A 14,596-nucleotide genomic window follows, 5' to 3' on the forward strand; every position below is an offset into this window, starting at 1 on the left:
CCGCCACCCAGCCCCATTTCGAAGCCCCGCGCGGCCCCTCGGTCGAACTCATCAAACTGCTGCGCGAGAAGTCGCCCCAGGACATCGCCGAGCTGATGCACCTGTCGGACAAGCTCTCGGCCCTCAACGTGGCCCGCTACGCCGCCTGGTCGTCCAAGAGCACCGACAAGAACGCCCGCCAGGCCGCCTTCGCCTTCGACGGCGACGTCTACGGCGGCTTCGACGCCCGCAGCCTCACGCCCGCCCAGCTCGCCTGGGCGCAGGACCACGTGGGCATCCTCAGCGGCCTGTACGGCCTGCTGCGCCCGCTCGACCGCCTGCAGCCCTACCGGCTCGAAATGGGCACCGCGTTGGCCAACCGCCACGGCAAGGACCTGTACGCCTTCTGGGGCTCGCGCATCGCCGAGCACCTGAACGAGCGCCTGGCGGCCGATCGCACGCCGGTCGTCGTCAACGTCGCCTCGCAGGAGTACTTCAAGTCGGTCGACCAGAAGGTGCTCAAGGCGCGCGTGGTCGAATGCGTGTTCCAGGAGTGGAAGGGCGACAAGTACAAGATCGTGAGCTTCTTCGCCAAGCGCGCCCGCGGCCTGCTGGCGCGCTGGGCCGTGCTGCACCAGGCGGCCACGCCCAAGGCGCTGGAAAAATTCGATCTCGAGGGTTATGGTTTCGACGCCCAGGTATCGACAGCCGAAAGGCTGGTGTTCAGAAGGAAAGTCTGATGTCCCAAGCGATCAGTCCGGAATTGCGCGAATGGCTGGTGGCCCAGCTCGCGGCCGGCCATTCGGTGCCCGCGTTGCGCATGTCGATGCGGGCGGCCGGCTGGCAGGATGCCGCCACCGACCTCGCACTGGCCCAGCTGGAGGGCGGGTTCCCCGATGTCGAGGCGGCCCTGGCGCCGGCCCGCACCGAGATGCCCGGCCCCGACCTGGACGGCGCGCCGCTGTACATCGAGGCCGGCGACCGCCGCGTGCAGGTGCTGCAGACCGTGCGGCACCCGCGCGTCGTGGTGTTCGGCAACCTGCTGTCGGTCGAGGAATGCGAAGGCCTGATCGCCGCCGCGCGCGTGCGGCTGGCCCGCTCGCTCACCGTCGAGACCCGCACCGGCGGCGAGGTGCTCAACGTCGACCGCACCAGCGACGGCATGTTCTTCGAGCGCGGCGAGAACGAGATCGTCGCGCGCCTCGAACAGCGCCTGGCCATGCTGCTGCGCTGGCCGGTCGAATACGGCGAGGGCCTGCAGATCCTGCGCTATGCGCCCGGCGCGCAGTACCGCCCGCACTACGACTACTTCGACCCGCACGAGCCCGGCACGCCCACCATCCTCAAGCGCGGTGGCCAGCGCGTGGCCACGCTCGTGATGTACCTGCAGGAGCCCGAGCAGGGCGGCGCCACCACCTTCCCCGACATCGGGCTCGAAGTGGCCCCGGTGCGCGGCACCGGCGTGTTCTTCAGCTACGACCGGCCCGACCCCGCCACCCGCACGCTGCACGGCGGCGCGCCGGTGCTGGCGGGCGAGAAATGGGTCGCCACCAAGTGGCTGCGCGAACGCGAATTCAAGTAGCAGAAGAAGCAACAAGGAACCGATGAAAGTCACCGCCAACGGCCTGCAGATCGAAGTCGACGACACCGGCGGCGAAGGGCGCCCCGTCATCCTGTTGATCATGGGGCTGGGCATGCAGCTGGTCGCCTGGCCCGACGGCTTCGTGCAGCAACTGGTCGACGCCGGCTTTCGCGTGGTGCGCCACGACAACCGCGACATCGGCCTGAGCCAGGGCTTCGACCACCTGGGCACCGGCAACCTCGTGTGGGAAACCATCCGCCACCGCATCGGCCTGAAGGTGCGCAGCGCCTACACGCTGCAGGACATGGCGCTCGATTCGCTCGGCGTGCTCGACGCGCTGGGCATTGCCCGCGCCCACATCGTCGGCGCCTCGATGGGCGGCATGATCGCGCAGCGCATCGCCGCCACCGCGCCCGAGCGCGCCGCCAGCCTCGTGAGCATCATGAGCTCCAGCGGCGCGCGCGGTCTGCCGGGCCCGCGCCGCGAGGTCGGGGCCATGCTCATGCGGCGCCCGCGCAGCCACGACGAGGCCGCGCTGGTCGCGCACAGCATCAAGCTGCTGCGGCTCATCCAGAGCCCGGCCTACCCGCAGACCGACGAGCAACTGGCCGCGCGCCTCACCTTCAGCATGCGCCGCGCCTACCACCCGGCCGGCCTGATGCGCCAGATGCTCGCCATCGGCGCCGACGACGACCGCCCGCAGGTGCTGGCCCGCATCCAGCGCCCGACGCTGGTGCTGCACGGCGACGCCGACGCGCTCGTGCCCATCGCCTGCGGCCGCGATTCGGCGCAGCGCATTCCAGGTGCGACCTTCATCTCGGTGCCCGGCATGGGCCACGACCTGCCGCCCGAGGTCTGCACGATCCTCGCCAACCACATCGCTCCGTTCGCACACGCGGCGGATGCCGGAACCGCCCCATGAGCCACGACCCGACCAACCCCAACACGAACCCCAACACCCCCGAGCAGTCGCAGCTCGGCCGCGCCTCGGCCTACGCCGACAAGTACGACCCGTCGCTGCTGTTCCCCATCGCACGCACCACGCAGCGCGAAGCCATGGGCATCCAGGCCGGCGCCTTGCCCTTCTTCGGCGCCGACCTCTGGACTGCCTTCGAGCTGAGCTGGCTGAACCCGCGCGGCAAGCCGCAGGTGGCCATCGCGCACTTCACCATTCCCTGCGAAACGCCCAACATCATCGAGAGCAAGTCGTTCAAGCTGTACCTCAACAGCTTCAACAACAGCACCTTCGCCAGCATCGATGCCGTGCGCGAGCACCTGCGCACCGACCTTTCCGAAGCCGCATGGCGCGGCAGCGACCAGTCGGCCGGCATCGGCGTGAAGCTGCTCACGCCCGACCTCTTCGACCGCGAGCCCGTGCACGAGATCGACGGCCTGGACCTCGACCGCCTCGACATCGAATGCACCCACTACCAGCCCGCGCCCGAGCTGCTGAGCAGCGACACGACGCAGGTGCACGTGAACGAAACCCTCACCAGCCGGCTGCTCAAGAGCAACTGCCTCGTCACCGGCCAGCCCGACTGGGGCAGCGTGCAGATCCGCTACAGCGGCCCGCCCATCGACCAGGCCGGCCTGCTGGCGTACATCGTGAGCTTTCGCAACCACAACGAGTTCCACGAACCCTGCGCCGAGCGCATGTTCACGGACATCTGGCGCCAGTGCCAGCCGACCAAGCTCGCGGTGTACGCGCGCTACACGCGGCGCGGCGGGCTGGACATCAACCCGTTCCGCACGAGCTGGCCGCAGGCGCTGCCGGCGAACATTCGTACGGCGCGGCAGTAGAAGAGAGATCTCAGGTCCCGGGGGGCGCGCGCAGCTTGTGAGCTGTGTCCGCTTCGACATCTCCAGAGGTCATCGGCGTGCCGAGTGCACCCGTGATCTCCTGCGGCCATGACACGGTCTGAGCGGTCCACACTACGAAGCGGTTGACGACAAAGAACACAGCGAACAGCGGCAGCACAAGGTGCTGCCACAGCTGTGTCCAAGGGAGCTCCCTCCAGTCGCGTAAGTAGTCGATGCGTCGCTGTTGGAGGGCTTCGATCATGTCGAAACTCTTTCCTTTGACGGGAGGCGCTTCATCCGCGGAAAGTGGGGGCATGTCTGCCTCCATGTACCCGCGGATGTATTCCCACATGGCGCCGGGAAATTCGATTTGCGCCAACACGAACCAGTCCACGATCGTGGGATCCGTGGCACTTTTCCGCACGAGAAAGAGCAGGTGGTAGGTGCGTCGCACGCTGGTGGTGCTACCGCCAAGTTTGGCGTGCAGTTCGCAGTCCACCAGTGACCAATCGGCTGCGCGTGCCTCGATGACCGAAGGGCCGAAGAGAAGGAAGCGTTTTCGTTTTCCTCGGTGGACGTAGTAGACCTTGCGATGAGCGCGATCAAAGTAGATCGGCTCTTCACTGGGGCTGAACATCTCGAAGTAAAAGCCGACGAGAAACAGACTCCAAATAGTCAACAGGTTCAATACGAAGAAAACGTATGCACCGTCGACCAGATTTCGGTACACACCATGGCCGAAAAAATAAGTGGTTGTGAGTGCCCCGAGCAATCCGATCGTCGTAACGTACCCGCCCGCTGCGACCAGCGATCCGCCATTGAGTTCAATCGCATTTCGATAGACTTCGCTCAACCTTCCCAGGTGCCCTGTTTGTCCACTGCCTGGCAAACGCTTGTCGAAGCGATGAAGCAATCCCGAAACGAGACCTTCTTGTCGCGCGTCGTCGGTACTGATGCCGCTGGTGCTGAATCCGATCACTGCAAGCCTCCGCCCCAGCCATCGCCCATCGGATTGCTTGGTAACGGCTGGTAACGTTCGGGGTCGGGGTGTTGCTGTGCCTTGCGCGTTACATCCTCTTGAGCTTCCGCTTCGTATTCGATGGCTATGAACCAAGCCGTTTCAGCGCTGGCCTTCTCGAAACGTTTCATCGCGTCTCTGCCGAAATAACAACGACCGGCCCAACGCTGGTACGAATCGCGTTCGCTGATAACCGCATGAACATAAGTGCCGATGCCGATCAACAAGAGAACTAGGCCTACGCCAGACACGATACTTGTCATCGTGGCGGCCACACCGGCGACGGCAACTTCGGTCGCCACAACACCGGCCAGACGCAAGACGAGGTGTTTTGCGACGGCGCGAGTCATGGCTCCCTTTGCTGCCGCATCGGCTGCCGTGACCACGCTGGTTGCGGAAAGAAGGGAAAAGGAGAGGCCAGAGTTGGCATAGCTGCGCGAGGCTATGACATCTCCCTCCTTTCCTGCTGCTTCGGCTTTCTTTGCCATGAGGTACGCGTTGATGGCTCCTCCGAAGATGCCCGTGAGCGCCGCCGCTGTTCGCAAGACCGCCAGCCGACCACTGATTTCCACCAGGCGTTCCCCGCCTTCCTTCATGATGAGTGTCGCCTTGTGTGCTGCCGCCAACCGCTCGGCGGCGGCCCCCAGAAATCCACCCAGGCTGTCCGCCACTCCCAGTGCCACTTCATTGAGCTTTTCCTGATCGCGCTGACTTCTGTTGAGCTCCGACAGCAGCTGGGGTAGGCTCTGGTACAGGCCTAGAAACTGCACCAGCATGGCTCCCATGGCCAAGCGCCCGTCGACGCTATTGAGGCCCAGATCCTTCTTGATGGCTTGGCGCCGCATGACCTCCATGACTTCTTCTGGTGTCAGCGGTTGATCGACTGGCAGCCGACTCATGCGCATCTGCATCTCTTCGAGATTGCGTGCCGCCATTCCGCTCGTCGGAGCCACGCTCACGCGCTGCCCCGGCACCTGCCCGGCCTTGATCCGGCCCTCCTGCACCGCCAAGGCGGTTTCCACATCGGTGACCACCTGCAGTTCGACGGTGTTGCCATGTGCGACGACGATGGCTGGCTGCCCCTTGGGTTGGTAGCCGTTGAGCACGGCGAGTGCGGTGGGCACATCCACCCGTGTCTTGAGCAGCAGCGTGACCGACGGCGCTGCCATGATCTTGCCGCTGGAGCGCGTCGCTTCCACTGCCAGTTCAAGCTGTTGCTGGGCGGCCGTCAGCCGGGGCAGCAGTGCCAAGTATTTCTTGAGGCTGCCAGATGGTGGTGCCGGTGATCGACCTGCGCCCGACGCCAGCAGCTGTACCACGCCCGCCGCGCTCGCGGCCAGTCCGCCTGCCGAGAGGCTCACGATGACGGGATGCAGCCAGTTCAATCGCTGTCCCAACTCATGGGTCAGGATGCCCTTGAGCAGGTCGTAGGTCTTGTCTCGACCGTCGCCTTCAGCGCGATCCGCCTTGCCGATCAGGATGGCGTGTACCTTGTCGATGACCGATTTCTGGTTGCCGAACATTGCTCGCAGTGCGATGGCGCGCGGCTCGGTAATGTCGGGCTCGAGAATCAGTCCAGTCCAGCGTTTGGTGTGCTGTGCGGTGAACGGCTGTGGAAAATGAGCCAGATCGCCCTCGGAGGCGTAGATCAGTCCCGAAGACACGCGGGCCGTGAGTTTGCCCGCATCGTGTTCGTTGAAGTGGCGCTTGAAGTAGGCGCGCAGCGCTTCTCCATCGAGTGCAGCGAGCCAGTCGGTTTCATAGGGCGCCAGCGTATCGGCGAGCTGTCCGTCGATGTCGGCCCGCTGTGCGGGCCAGGCCCGGTAGCGCTCCATGTTCAGTTCGTCCGAGATCTTGCGCCAGTGCCGCTCGCCCAGCATTCGGCCCCGGCTTTCGATCCGGTCGCCGATTCGTGCTGCTTCCGGGCCGACCGGCTTCATGTGACCTGCCCGGCTGCCGTCGACGGCATAGGCGCCGTTCGCATCAGGCCTCCATTCGTAAGGCACACCGCGACCCTGGAGGCTCTTCCATTCCTTTTCCGACGCGCGGCTGCCCCACTCACGCGACTGGAGCATGCCTGCGACGATGAGCGATTTGCGCAAGCCTTCCAGGGTGGTGTGACAGGCTTCCGAACGTACCCAGTCGTCATTCCGATTCCACTCTTGCTGGTTGGCCCGGTCCTTTGCAAAGCGAATGCCGTTCAGATCGGCCGTCAGACCCACGGGGTCCGGGAGGGCGAGCACGAAGGCCTTGTTTGCGGTAAGCGGATGCCCGGCGGCTTGTCTTTGCATGACGCCCGCCAGATCCCGCGCCTGACCATAGGTCTTGTCGTCGTCGCGGTTGTAGAAGGGTGTGCCCGGCTCGGTTCCACCCTCCGTGACGTTGATTCCTTTCTTGATGCCGCCGTGGTCGATAGAGCGCAGTGCGAAGTCGGCGACATGTTGTTGGATAAGCATGGCGTCTGCCTTGAAGGCGTTTGGCACGCCGCCCAGCGGTGCCAGCGGATCGATCTTCACCATGCCGGCCGCCGAAGGGTCCGCTTGCACGCGTTGGCGAATGGCATCGTCCCACCAGTTCATGCTGAAGCCGATCCACACGGGCCCCGCGCTCTCAGGGCTGTCTACTGGAAGCTGAATGCACAAGGTACGCACGTCGTGCGGGTGCGACGCTTTCTTGCTGCACGCGAACGAGGATTTCTCATCGGACCAGCTGATCTGGGACTCGGGAACCAGCGCGCCGCTGCCGTGCACGCGGAAGACCTGCCATGCCTTGGCCAGTTGCCGTGGCTTTTGGGTGTACCAGGCGTAGACGAAGCCGCCACGGCGCAACATGCGCAGCGCATGGCGGGTTGCCTGGAGCCGAGGCAGCCCGAGTGCCTTGACGCTCGCTTCGTGTGTCAGCAGCCTGTTCGCCTCGGCGGGGGCGAATGTTGCGTCAGTGGCGATGGCGGTCGGACGGACCAGCAGGATCGACAGGCCGGCCTTGTGGTCACAGGTTCTGCAGGGAAGTTCGCTCATGTGGGACTTTGTTGAAGGTTGGGCCAGTGATCGCGGGATTTGCCCGCCCATGCGGTTCGAAACAGATCCATGCCATCGCTCAGGTCCTGGCGAAAAATCGTCACGACATGGATGAGTCGGTCCAGCTCCGGCCAGTGCTCGAACGCCGGCTGAACCAACGTCTCGGCGGCGTAGGCCCCTTGATCGGTTGGATACCGCAATCCGCGTCGTTCGGCGACCTTCAGCTTGTCGAGAACCAGGGGGAGTGCGTTTTCTGGCAGCGGGAACGTGGTGCGAAGCCAGCGTGTTTGGGCTGCATGGACGGCATGGCTCCAGTCCAGAAGACCGGATTGCGCCACCGCAGGTGGGAGCGGCTGAAGGGCAGGCTCGCCCTGTGCGCCTTTCAGCTGTTGGAGACTCAGGTTGTGATCAAGGTAGCTCCAGAGCCGGATGCCCTTCAGGCTGGCAGCCCAGTCCAGAGGGACGCCCTGGCGAAGGAGGTGCAGCACACGCCGGTCCTGCAATCGCGCTTGCATGAAAGCGCCATCGGGAGCGCTGTACTGCATCAAGGTTGAAAGCTGTCGTGCCAGAACGCCACCATCGCGTGCTGCGTCGACCTGGAGCCAACCGCCGATGCGATATGCACCAGCGCCTACCGCGCACGCCTGGAGGTGCTCTTGAATGGCCCACTTGATGCTCGTTGCCAGCCATGGGTCATCTCCGCCGGTCAATCGGACGAGGTAAGGGAAATCAGCCACCGTGAATCGGCGATGGGTATGCGTGTGGAGCGAATGGATTTCGCGGTTCCAAGCCGCTTTGCGAGCGCGGAGAACTCCATTGGGTGGAATGGCAGAAGGAGCCTCTTCGACTTCGATGCCGGGTGGATCGCCTTGGCCCGGATCGATCAAGAGGTAGAGGGCATCGGCGTCGAGCTGGTCGACCAGTCGGGCGCCAAGCCGAGTCACCAAGGAGGGCGGGGCGCTGTCCCATGGCCAGGCAGAAGCAGTCATATGCGGCATTGATCCGGTGAGAGTGGGGTGAGCGCGTCGAGGACGGGCTGAACGCGTTCCAAAAAGTCTGGAGCACGCGGTGCGGTAGGTTTGCAAACAATGGTCAAACAGCGACGGCCCCAGGAAATCAGTGCCGCCAACCGCGAAAAATTCATGTGACGAAGGCGTTGCGTGCAGGTCGTCAGCGTTCCAGGAGTTCGGCCCGGATCCGAAGCCCCTCTTCGGAAATGAGAAACCGACAAGCGTCTCCCTGTGGCATTCTGAAATTCCCCCGCGAACTCGCGGGCGAACGAACATCCGAAGCAGAGGCAAGACACATGGTTGAAGGCAAAGTGATCGTCGTCACCGGCGCGGGCGGCGGCATCGGGCGCGACATTGCGCTCGCGATGGCGCGGCATGGCGCGAAGGTGGTGGTCAACGACATCGGCGCGGGACTCGACGGCGCGGGCGGCAGTGCCGGGCCGGCGCAGCAGGTGGTCGAGGAGATTCGTGCGGCGGGCGGGCAGGCCGTGCCCAACACCGACAGCGTGGCCGATGCCGCGAGCGCGGGGCGCATCGTGGAATGCGCGGTCGACAGCTTCGGGCGCATCGATGCGGTGGTGAACAACGCGGGCATCCTGCGCGACCGGTTCTTCCACAAGATGTCGGTCGACGAGTGGGACGCGGTGATCAAGGTGCACCTGTACGGCGCCTACTTCGTGAGCCGCGCGGCCGCGACGCACTTCAAGGAACAGAACGCGGGCGCGCTGGTGCACATGACCTCCACCTCGGGCCTGATCGGCAACTTCGGCCAGGCCAACTACGCGGCGGCCAAGCTCGGCATCGCGGCGCTGTCGAAGTCCATCGCGCTGGACATGCTGAAGTTCAACGTGCGCTCCAACTGCATTGCGCCCTTCGCCTGGAGCCGCATGATCGGCGCCATTCCCACCGACACCGACGAGCAGCGCGCGCGCGTCGACAAGATCAAGCAGATGACGCCCGCCAAGGTGGCGCCGCTCGCGGTGTACCTGGCGAGCGACGCGGCGGCGGCCGTGAACGGGCAGATCTTTTCGGTGCGCAACAACGAGATCTCGCTCATCAGCCAGCCGCGCCCGGTGCGCTCCATCCACCGCTCCGAGGGCTGGACGCCCGAGAGCATCGCCGAGCACGCCATGCCCGCGATGCGCGCCAGTTTCTTCCCGCTGGACCGCTCGGCCGACGTGTTCAGCTGGGACCCGGTCTGAGACGGTGTGAACGGACCCGCCATGTCCGGATTCATTCACACCTTCTGAGGACAAACCCGCAAGCGGCTGCAGGTGACGCCGTTCGCCGGACAATGCGCGTTCCTCCCGCTTCCTTCCTGCCCGCCCGGTGAACCTGCACTTCGACCTGTTCGACCTGAAACTGTTCGTCTACGTGGCGGACGCGCGCAGCCTCACGCGCGGCGCCGAGAAGGCCTGCATCTCGCTGGCCGCGGCTTCCACGCGCATCAAGCAGATGGAAGAGGCGGTGGGCGGCAAGCTGCTGCACCGCAGTGCGCAGGGCGTGAGCCTCACGGCGGCGGGGCAGGCGGTGCTGTACCACGCCAAGCGCGTGATGCAGCAGATGGAGCACCTGCGCTGCGACATGCAGGACTTCGGCAAGGGCATCAAGGGCCATGTGCGCGTGTTCGCCAACACCACCTCGATCACCGAGTACCTGCCGCAAAAACTCGCGGGCTTTCTCACGCAGCACCCGGCCGTGCAGGTCGACCTGCGCGAGTACCTGAGCGAAGAGATCGTGCGTGCCGTGGCCGACGGCGAGGCCGACATCGGCATCCTCGCGGGCGATGTGCACACCGGCGAGTTCGATGCGCGCCCGTTCGGGCGCAACCAGCTCGTGCTGGTGGTGCCGCCCACGCACCCGCTGGCGGGCGCGTCGTCGGTGGCCTTTGCCGACACACTCGATGAACAACACGTGGGCCTGCACCACGGCAGCGCGATCCACCGCTTCCTGCAGCGCCGCGCCGAACTCGCGGGGCGTGGCTTCAACCCACGCATCCAGGTGAGCAGCTTCGAGGCCATCTGCCTGATGATCGAAGCCGGCGTGGGCGTCGGCGTGCTGCCCTCGTCGTCGGCGCACCGGCTGTCGATGGCCATGCGCATCTCGACCGTGGCGCTCAGCGACGCCTGGGCCGAGCGCGAGCTCAAGCTCATCGCGCGCAACCGCGAGCAGCTGCCGGCTTCCGCGCGCGAGCTGTTCGACCACCTCACCCTGGCCTGAGGCGCGACGGGCCATGTCCGCCGACCTGAAATCGCTGCGCTTGTTCGTGGCCGTGTCCGACCACGGCAGCATCAGCGAAGGCGCCAAGCGCTGCCACATCGCGCTGGCGGCCGCGAGCAAGCGCATCTCCGACCTCGAAGCCCGCGCCCGGCTGCCGCTGCTGGTGCGCCATGCGCGCGGCGTCACGCTCACCTCGGCCGGCCATGGGCTGCTGCTGCATGCGCGCGCCGTGCTGTCGGCCATGGACCGGCTCGGCGCCGAGCTCGACGATTTCCAGAACGGCGTGGCGGGCGTGGTCAGCATCACGGCCAACGCCTCGACCATCGCGCAGTTTTTGCCGGCGCAGATCGGCTCGTTCCTGCGCCTGCACCCGGTGCTCAAGATCGACCTGCAGGAGCGCGCCAGCACCGAGGTGGTGAAGGCCGTGCAGGCTGGCCTGGCCGACATCGGCGTGATCGAGGGCCAGACGCCCGCCGACGGCCTCGAATGCCTGCCCTACCGCACCGACGAGCTGGCCGTGGTGGTCGCGCGCGACCACCCGTTGGCGCGCCGCAAGCGCATCGATGTGCAGGAGGTGCTGCGCCACGACCATATCGTGGTGCGCGAAGGCACGGCGCTGCACCGCGTGCTGCTGGCCGCCGCGCTCGAGGCCCAGGTGCCGCTCAAGGTGCGCATGCAGGTGGGCAGCTTCGACATGGTCTGCCGCATGGTGGAGCAGGGCGTGGGCATCGGCGTGCTGCCCTATGCGGCCATCCTGCCGCAGCTGCAGATTCTCAAGCTGCGCTGCCTCAAGCTCGACGCGCCCTGGGCGCTGCGCCGCCACCTGCTGTGCGTGCGCCGCCAGCAGGAGCTCACGGCCGCCGCGCGCTCGGTGCTCGAACACCTCGGCCGCCCCGACTGATCCGAGGGCGTGGGGCGGCGAGCCTTCGCGTCGCGCGAAGGCTCGAACTCGCCAAAAACGAATTGTTCTCCTGCGGCCCTCGCGCAAAGATGCGGGCACACCAAAGGAGACACCCTTGAAGATCATCCGCGTCAGCGCCACGCCGCTGAACATCCCCGTGACCATCGACGTGGTCGGCCTGAACAAGCAGACCTCGCTGTCGCTGTGCCTCACCGAGATCGAGACCGACACCGGCCTCGTCGGCCACGGCATGACGGCCATCACCGAAGAAGAAATCATCGCCGCCGCCGTGCGCGAAGTGGCCGGCCCCGCGCTGATCGGCGAAGACCCGATGGCCACCGAGCGGCTGTGGGAGAAGCTCTACTGGCTGCTCTCGCCGCGCGGCCAGACCGGCTACGCGAGCCACACCATCGCCGCGCTCGACATCGCGCTGTGGGACCTGAAGGGCAAGGCATTGGGCCAGCCGCTGTGGCGCCTGTTCGGCGGCGCGCGCGCCAAGGTGCCGGTGTACGCCACCTTCGGCTTCGGCTTCTTCGAGCGCGACCAGCTCGCCGCCGCCGCCAAGCTGTGGGTGTCGCAGGGCTTCCAGCGCCTGAAGATGACCGTGGGCAACCACGCGCTCGCGCGCCGCGACGAGCCGCGTCCGCTCGACGAGGTCATTGCCGAAGACGTGCGCCGCGTGGCCGCCGTGCGCGAGGCGGTGGGCCCCGACGTCAAGCTGTACGTCGACGCCAACTGCGGCCTCGACCTGTTCCACGCCACCGAACTCGCGCACCGCATCGAGCCCTACGGCATCAGCTTCTTCGAGGAGCCGCTCACGCAGAACGACGTGCGCCAGATGGCCCAGCTGCGCGCGCGCACGCGCATTCCGCTGGCCTGCGGGCAGAACGAGGGCCTGGCCTTCCGCTTTCGCGACCTGCTGGTGAACCAGGCGGCCGACGTGCTGCAGCCCAACGTGACCATCTCGGGCGGCTATTCGCAGTGCCTGAAGATCGCGGGCATGGCCGCCGCCTTCAACGTGCCCATCGACAACGGCGGCGCCTGGCCCTTCCACAACATGCACCTGCATGCGGGCGTGTCCAACGGCGGGCTGGTCGAGTACCACTACGTCGCGGTGCAGATGCTCAAGCAGATCTTCGACGGCCTGCCCGTGCCCGACCAGGGCTGGCTCACGCTGCCCGAGGCACCGGGGCTGGGCTTCACGCCCAACGCCGAGCGCGTGCGCGATCTCGCAAAGCTGCCGACCTCGCACGGGAAAGGCAAGGCCTGAGCGCCACCCGACGACACTTCCGACCACGACCAGGCCGCGCAGACGGCCGGCGCATCCCGACCACCACGGAGACAAGATGAACGACAGAAGAACAGACGCCATGCGGCCATCGCGCCGGCATGCCCAGCAGGCCGCCCTGGCCCTGGCCGGCCTGCTGGCCGCCGCACCCGCCGCGTGGGCGCAGAAGTTTCCCGACAAGCCCATCCGCATCGTCGTCGGCTACTCGGCCGGCGGCGGTGTCGACGCGGTGGCGCGCATGCTCAGCGCGCGCCTGCCCGCGGTGCTGGGCCAGCAGGTGCTGGTCGAGAACCGCACCGGCGCCACCGGCCTCATCGCGGCCGACCTCGTCGCCAAGGCGCCGCCCGACGGCTACACGCTGATGATGGGCGACAGCGCCTTGCTCATCGCCAAGCTGCTGCAGCCGAAGATCGCGATCGATCCGCTGACCAGCTTCAAGCCCGTGGCCGGTGCCTTCGTGTCGCCGCTGATGATCGTCGCGGGCAACGACTTTCCCGCGAAGACGCCCGCCGAACTCGTCAAGGAACTCAAGGCGTACCCGGGCCGTTACTCCTACGCGTCGTCGGGTGTCGGCACCGTGCAGCACCTGGGCTTCGAGATGCTCAAGCAATCTACTGGCGCGTTCGTGGTGCATGTGCCCTACCGGGGCGCGGCGCAGATCGTGCCCGACGTGGTCGGCGGCCAGGTGCCGCTGGGCGTGGTGAGTGCCACCGCCGCCATGGCGCAGTCGAAGGCCGGCAAGCTGCGCGCGCTGGCGCTGCTGAACAACGCCAAGCTCGAAGGTGCCGAAGGCGTGGCACCGCTGGCCGAGGCGCTGCCGGGCTTCGACGTGGCGCCGCGTATCTTCCTCCTGGCACCGGCGGGCACGCCCAACGACGTGGTCGACAAGCTCTCGGCCGCCGTGAAGACCGTGCTCGACATGCCCGAGACGGGCACGGCCGCCGCTGCGCAAGGCACGTTGCGCGCCTATGCCACGCCGGCCCAGCTGGGCAAGGACATGGCGGAGGAAACGACGCGATGGAAACGCATCATCACGGACCAGCGCATCGTGGCGGAGGGGAACTGAGGTGACGCAACCCCATCTCGGCCTCATCGTTCCGCCCGCAGCCGGCGCCGTGCCGGTCGACGGCCCGCTGCTCTACGGCGACCGCATCCGCTTCAGCGCCAAGGGCCTGGGCCTCGGCGAAATCTCCACGCGCGGCTACACCGAAGTGATCGATTCGGTCATCGGCAAGGCGCTGGAACTCAAGGCGGAAGGCGCCAGCGCCGTCTCCCTCATGGGCACCTCGCTGAGCTTCTTTCGCGGCGTCGCCTTCACCCGCCAGCTGAAGCGCGAGATGGCGCAGGCCACGGGCCTGCCCTGCACGACGATGAGCGACGCCATCCTTGCGGGCCTGCGTCACCTGAAGGTGCGGCGCGTGGCCGTCGCCACCGCCTACATCGACGAGGTCAACACGCAGCTGCGCACCTACCTCGAACAGAGCGACTTCGAACCGCTGGCGCTCGAAGGCCTGGCCATCTCCGACGTGCAGGCCGTCGGCCAGGTGTCGACCGAGGTGCTGGTCGACCTGTGCCTCAAGGTATTCGAAGACCAGCCCGGTGCCGACGGCCTCCTGATCTCGTGCGGCGGCCTCGTCACGCTCGATGCCGTGCGCGAGGTCGAGGCGCGCCTGCAGGTGCCCGTGGTGTCCAGCTCGCCCGCGGGCTTCTGGGACCTCGTGCGCACCGCCGGGCTCGATGCGCGCTCGCCGGGGCAGGGCCGGCTGTTCGGCTGAACGGCC

The 14,596-nt window shown here is 66.5% G+C and carries 13 protein-coding genes; 10 read left to right on the forward strand and 3 right to left on the reverse strand.

The window, feature by feature from the left end; genetic code table 11:
* The 4 genes from yaaA to queF form a co-directional block, all read left to right on the forward strand.
* A partial coding sequence (gene yaaA / locus AC07YS_RS03950; protein WP_495275704.1) for a peroxide stress protein YaaA occupies nucleotides 1-719 on the forward strand: 719 nt, incomplete at its 5' end.
* Entirely contained in the window at nucleotides 719-1,561 is an 843-nt protein-coding gene (locus AC07YS_RS03955) for a 2OG-Fe(II) oxygenase (RefSeq protein ID WP_495268176.1), read from the forward strand. The genes yaaA and AC07YS_RS03955, both read left to right, overlap by 1 nt.
* A 22-nt stretch (nucleotides 1,562-1,583) precedes the next feature.
* The gene (locus AC07YS_RS03960) at nucleotides 1,584-2,483 is read left to right on the forward strand and encodes an alpha/beta fold hydrolase (RefSeq protein WP_495268177.1); all 900 of its coding nucleotides are present in this window, start codon (nucleotides 1,584-1,586) and stop codon (nucleotides 2,481-2,483) included.
* Nucleotides 2,480-3,361 carry an NADPH-dependent 7-cyano-7-deazaguanine reductase QueF gene (queF, locus tag AC07YS_RS03965; protein WP_495268178.1) on the forward strand — a complete coding sequence of 294 codons (882 nt, stop codon included), beginning with the start codon at nucleotides 2,480-2,482 and terminating at the stop codon, nucleotides 3,359-3,361. Before AC07YS_RS03960 ends, queF begins: the two co-directional genes overlap by 4 nt.
* A 10-nt stretch (nucleotides 3,362-3,371) precedes the next feature.
* Here queF and AC07YS_RS03970 read toward each other — a convergent pair whose 3' ends face one another.
* Genes AC07YS_RS03970 through AC07YS_RS03980 form a run of 3 tightly spaced genes read right to left on the reverse strand, consistent with a single transcriptional unit; the run spans nucleotide 3,372 to nucleotide 8,385 of the window.
* Nucleotides 3,372-4,340 (reverse strand): DUF6708 domain-containing protein, encoded by a 969-nt coding sequence (locus tag AC07YS_RS03970; protein ID WP_369629880.1) that lies wholly within the window; start codon nucleotides 4,338-4,340, stop codon nucleotides 3,372-3,374.
* A complete protein-coding gene (locus tag AC07YS_RS03975) occupies nucleotides 4,337-7,396 on the reverse strand; it encodes a T6SS effector BTH_I2691 family protein (RefSeq protein WP_495268179.1) in 3,060 nt (1,019 codons plus the stop codon). The genes AC07YS_RS03970 and AC07YS_RS03975 overlap by 4 nt, the downstream gene beginning before the upstream one ends.
* Nucleotides 7,393-8,385, reverse strand: a complete 993-nt coding sequence (locus AC07YS_RS03980) for a DUF4123 domain-containing protein (protein ID WP_495268180.1) — start codon at nucleotides 8,383-8,385, stop codon at nucleotides 7,393-7,395. The genes AC07YS_RS03975 and AC07YS_RS03980 overlap by 4 nt, the downstream gene beginning before the upstream one ends.
* A 317-nt stretch (nucleotides 8,386-8,702) precedes the next feature.
* On the opposite strand from AC07YS_RS03980, the gene AC07YS_RS03985 reads away from it, so the two are divergent.
* The 6 genes from AC07YS_RS03985 (at nucleotide 8,703) to AC07YS_RS04010 (ending at nucleotide 14,590) form a co-directional block, all read left to right on the forward strand.
* The gene (locus tag AC07YS_RS03985) at nucleotides 8,703-9,608 is read left to right on the forward strand and encodes an SDR family NAD(P)-dependent oxidoreductase (protein WP_495261098.1); all 906 of its coding nucleotides are present in this window, start codon (nucleotides 8,703-8,705) and stop codon (nucleotides 9,606-9,608) included.
* 127 nt (nucleotides 9,609-9,735) lie between these two features.
* A complete protein-coding gene (locus tag AC07YS_RS03990) occupies nucleotides 9,736-10,626 on the forward strand; it encodes a LysR family transcriptional regulator (RefSeq protein WP_095746534.1) in 891 nt (296 codons plus the stop codon).
* 13 nt (nucleotides 10,627-10,639) lie between these two features.
* The gene (locus AC07YS_RS03995; protein WP_056572254.1) at nucleotides 10,640-11,527 is read left to right on the forward strand and encodes a LysR family transcriptional regulator; all 888 of its coding nucleotides are present in this window, start codon (nucleotides 10,640-10,642) and stop codon (nucleotides 11,525-11,527) included.
* Nucleotides 11,528-11,642: 115 nt separating this feature from the next.
* Nucleotides 11,643-12,797, forward strand: coding sequence for a mandelate racemase/muconate lactonizing enzyme family protein (locus AC07YS_RS04000; protein ID WP_495268181.1), 1,155 nt, complete (start codon nucleotides 11,643-11,645; stop codon nucleotides 12,795-12,797).
* A gap of 100 nt (nucleotides 12,798-12,897) precedes the next feature.
* Entirely contained in the window at nucleotides 12,898-13,881 is a 984-nt protein-coding gene (locus tag AC07YS_RS04005) for a Bug family tripartite tricarboxylate transporter substrate binding protein (RefSeq protein WP_495268182.1), read from the forward strand.
* A 1-nt stretch (nucleotide 13,882) separates the two neighbouring features.
* Complete coding sequence (locus tag AC07YS_RS04010) at nucleotides 13,883-14,590, forward strand: arylmalonate decarboxylase (protein ID WP_495268183.1); 708 nt, start codon at nucleotides 13,883-13,885, stop codon at nucleotides 14,588-14,590.
* Nucleotides 14,591-14,596 lie beyond the last annotated feature (6 nt).

The organism is Variovorax sp. GW458-11-26-14-LB1 (assembly GCF_059423965.1).